Annotated in this window: 4 protein-coding genes; 2 read left to right on the top strand and 2 right to left on the bottom strand. The window is 44.0% G+C overall.

The window, feature by feature from the left end:
- Positions 1–199 precede the first annotated feature (199 nt).
- Both AC805_RS09660 and AC805_RS24625 read left to right on the top strand, forming a co-directional pair.
- Entirely contained in the window at positions 200–562 is a 363-nt protein-coding gene (locus tag AC805_RS09660) for a cupin domain-containing protein (protein WP_055075236.1), read from the top strand.
- Positions 563–611: 49 nt separating this feature from the next.
- Positions 612–1,019 (top strand): hypothetical protein, encoded by a 408-nt coding sequence (locus AC805_RS24625; RefSeq protein WP_072143576.1) that lies wholly within the window; start codon positions 612–614, stop codon positions 1,017–1,019.
- An 86-nt stretch (positions 1,020–1,105) separates the two neighbouring features.
- Here the strand turns inward: AC805_RS24625 and AC805_RS09650 are convergent, their stop codons facing one another.
- A complete protein-coding gene (locus tag AC805_RS09650) occupies positions 1,106–1,954 on the bottom strand; it encodes an energy-coupling factor transporter transmembrane protein EcfT (protein WP_055075234.1) in 849 nt (282 codons plus the stop codon).
- Between the two features lie 121 nt (positions 1,955–2,075).
- Positions 2,076–3,785 carry an ABC transporter ATP-binding protein gene (locus tag AC805_RS09645; protein ID WP_055075233.1) on the bottom strand — a complete coding sequence of 570 codons (1,710 nt, stop codon included), beginning with the start codon at positions 3,783–3,785 and terminating at the stop codon, positions 2,076–2,078.
- Between the last annotated feature and the right edge of the window lie 80 nt (positions 3,786–3,865).

The following is a 3,865-nucleotide window of genomic DNA, read 5'->3' as shown; positions in this document are numbered from 1 at the left end:
TATAGCTGCCGCCAACTGTATCAGGACATAAAACCCCAAAGAGAGTTGCCGCGCTCCGCGCGGCAACTCTCTTTGGGGTTTTGATTTTGTCCTAACAAAACTGGCGGCAGCTATACTTAGTGATTGCTGAAACAGTTTGCTCACAAGCCCAATGCCATAATTCAAATGCTTTCAGCAATCAGTGACCTCGAAATCAAGAATGAGCCACCCAAGAATTTTCCAGAGTTCTGAATTTTTTCAACCCACCGATCGCGAACCAATTCGTTCGGTTATCACAGAATCTCCTGAGGCTGCGATCGTCGCTTGGTATATCCAGCCAAATCAAGAGATCTCTCCCCATATTCACCCCAACGGACAGGATACATGGACGATTTTGCAGGGAAAGGGTGAATATTATCTGGATACATCTGGTAATACTAAGACTATTCTCGCGGGGGATGTGGTAGTTGCCTATCCTAATTGTGTGCATGGAGTCTTTAACAACAGCGATGAGCCATTGATTTTTATTTCGGTGGTAGCGCCTGCTGCCGCAGGCTATCAGTTAGTTGCGATCACCAAATAAGTAATGAATTCCGCAAGAGCCCGATCTCAATTTAAATAAATGAAAAGCCATGAAAGAACTGATTCAATACTTTTCGGAAATCCAATTAGATAAGTCAGTACTTTGGTGCTACCTAATCTGGTACGTTGTCATTGTCTCTTTCTATTTTGATCCTTCCCCGAAGATCTGGAGTAATTCCATTGGAATCAGTGCGGTAATAGGAACGGGGTTGATGCTCAGCATCTCTTCTAATGGAGCGAATCAACGAGATACTTGGCAGACTTTCAGGTTATATCTCATGCCATTTTGTGTGTCTAGTTTCTCCGCTTTAATTAAAGATAAGGGCTTTATCGTATTTATTTCTCCCCATATCCAAGAAAACTTAGTTGCTCTGTCCTGCTGTATAGCCTTTGGCATGATTATTTGGGCAATCAAATCATTCAACCAAAAATCCATCTCAAGAAACGTTAATAAATGACTAAGTAGCTGTTGCCAAGGGTATTTCAATAAGAGAATGGTGGTGCGAAGCACCACCATTCTCTTATTGACGCAAATTCTCTGTCCCTAGGGATAGAGTAACCATGCAAATTTACCAATACCTAAGCCAAAATATAAGGCGATCGCCATGACGAATAACAAGCTGGAAGCAATCATCAGTAGGCGATCGGCAGTTTTTAAGGCAGACTCATGGAGATAGGTACGTTGGGAACTCCCTGAAAAAGCTTTGGATTGCAGCACGATCTCTAATTTTTGGGACTTTGAGAGAGAATTTAAAATCAAAGGAATCGCAATCTTGGCATACACACGCCCTTTTTGCAGCCATCCCATTTTCTCAAAGTTTAAACCCCGTAATCGTTGTGATTCGATAATGGACTGGGATTCTGCGAGTAAAAGCGGTACAAATCGTAAGGTTGACGAGAATATAAATACTATTTTGTAAGGGATTTTTGCTCTTACCATGCCTACTGTCATTTGATTGACATCGGTAGTAAAAATTGCTAGTGGTATTACCAAAATCATTGTCAAGGTTTTAAAAACGATATTCAAGCCATAGAGAGTTCCTTCCCAACTCATTTTTGCCCCGCCAATTAACCACCATGCATTAGGTAGACTTACTAAAGTCGTTAATTCAGTTTTATGCGCCAGTAACTTAACCTGCTCCACATTAAAAAAGCCCATGCTCAAAATCAAGAAAATATAAAAAGGAATCATCAATTTAAAAACTCCCCCTAAATAATTAAGCTTGACTCCAGCAAACAAGCAGGAAATTATCATGCTCAGCATCAAAATACCACCAGCGATCGGGCTTTCCCAAAGAAAGGCAAGGATAGTCACGGTGAGCATCATTAATAGCTTTGATCGAAAATCTAGGCGCGTAAAGAGCGAATCATACTGAACGGTTTGTAGTTTCATGGTCTGTTTTTAAATTTATTCAAGTGTTGTCTTACTTCAGTGAATTGGTATAAGTAGTTCAGCATAATTAAAAACTAAAATTAGATAAGGTTGTACCGCCTGCTACGCAGGCGGTACAACCTTATCTAAAATAATTTGCGAATTCTGTCGCGGTAATTGAGTTATATTCCCGATCGCTAATTTCACTAAGTTTTTGTGATAGCACGACAGATTGCGGTGGCGTGAGATAGGTGGACTTTAATAGATCCGTTTGATGGTAGGCTTGGCGCAATGGGGCATCCAGTAGCAGCGTTCCTTTGCCCATCACGATCGCGCGATCGGCATATTCAGGCATGAGGTATAAATGGTGGGTGATGACAATTACCGTTTTGCCCATTTGGTGCAATTGCCGACTGACCTCTAGGATCGATGCAGCTCCCTGATAGTCTTGTCCTGTGGTTGGTTCGTCAAAAATAATGATCTCAGGATTCATCGCCAATAAAGCGGCAATGACGATCCTTCCCCGCTCTCCCTTGGGTAAAGACAATGGATGGGCTTGACGGTGTTCCCATAGTTGCATTGCCTTGAGGCTGCGTTCGGTTTCTTGCTGGATGCGCTCGCTTGTATACCCAAGAAAAGGCAAGGCGAAAGCAACTTCTTTCTCAACGGAAGTATTAAAAATTTGATTGTCAGGATTTTGGGCGAGATAGCCGATGGACTGCGCGAGATCACTCACCGATAAAGCTTGCGTGGAGCGATCGCCGACTAACACCTTGCCCGATGTTGGTTGCAGTAGATTGAGAAAATGCTTTACTAAGGTACTTTTGCCCGCTCCATTCTGCCCGACGATCAATACATATTCGCCTTGCTGGATATCGAGGGAAACATTTTTGATGGCTTCCGTTCCGTCAGCATAGGTATGGTATAGATTTTGGACTGAGAGAATGGGGCTGTTACTTTTGGGGAATGGGGGCGTAAATATCGGGGGCACAGTGGGCTGAAGGTGCGATCGCAATCCTGCGATCGCATTAATTCCCGATGACAAGGTAACAGGAATGTTAGGGATCGCAATTCCCTTTTGCTGAATTTGGCTAAATGCCTGTGCTACTTCAGGTGGACGTAGTTGATTTTGTTCGAGCAGATCGACCTGTGCATAGATTTCGGCGGGAGTCCCGATGGCTACCAATTGCCCCTCTGAGAGCAAAGCAAGGCGATCGCAAAATTCTGCCATTTCCTCAGCAGCATGGGAGACCATGACAATCGCCATGCCCAGTTCGTCTTTTAATGCCTTAACGGTAGCAAAAACTTCCTGCGCTCCGATGGGATCGAGTTGGGAAGTGGGTTCGTCAAGGATGAGTAGAGCGGGTTTTAATGCTAGCGCCGCCGCGATCGCTAGACGTTGTTTTTGACCACCTGAGAGTTCTTGAGGATTCTTTTTTTCAAATCCTGCGAGACGTACCGATGCGAGAACATGGGGAATCCGCTGGAGGATCTCGGCACGAGGCACGCAGAGATTTTCGAGGGCAAAGGCGATTTCGTTTTCGACCGAGGTGGCGGTAATCTGCACTTCAGGATCTTCAAAGACGATCCCCACATGACGAGCTAACTCGCTGACAGGATGTTCGAGGCTATCTAAACCCGCGATCGCGATATTCCCAAAAAAGCGACCTCCATAAAATTGGGGAACGATTCCCGTAAGAGCAAGACATAGAGTCGTTTTTCCTGCCCCAGTCGCGCCCACAATCCCTAAAAATTCCCCCTTTCTAATCGTTAAAGAAATATCCTTTAAGACCCTCTCCTTGGTATTGGGATAGATATACGAAACTTTATCGAGAATGGCGATCGGTTCCATAATATTCCATATATTTTTGCTTGCTAGTTGATGGCTAGCCTCATGATGCTCGGCTATTATTCTACTTTGTTATACCAACT

The sequence above is a fragment of the Pseudanabaena sp. 'Roaring Creek' genome, assembly GCF_001402795.1.
GTDB lineage: Bacteria > Cyanobacteriota > Cyanobacteriia > Pseudanabaenales > Pseudanabaenaceae > Pseudanabaena.
The sequence above is the reverse complement of the archived record's forward strand: the minus strand, read 5'-3'. Positions and strand labels throughout refer to the sequence as shown.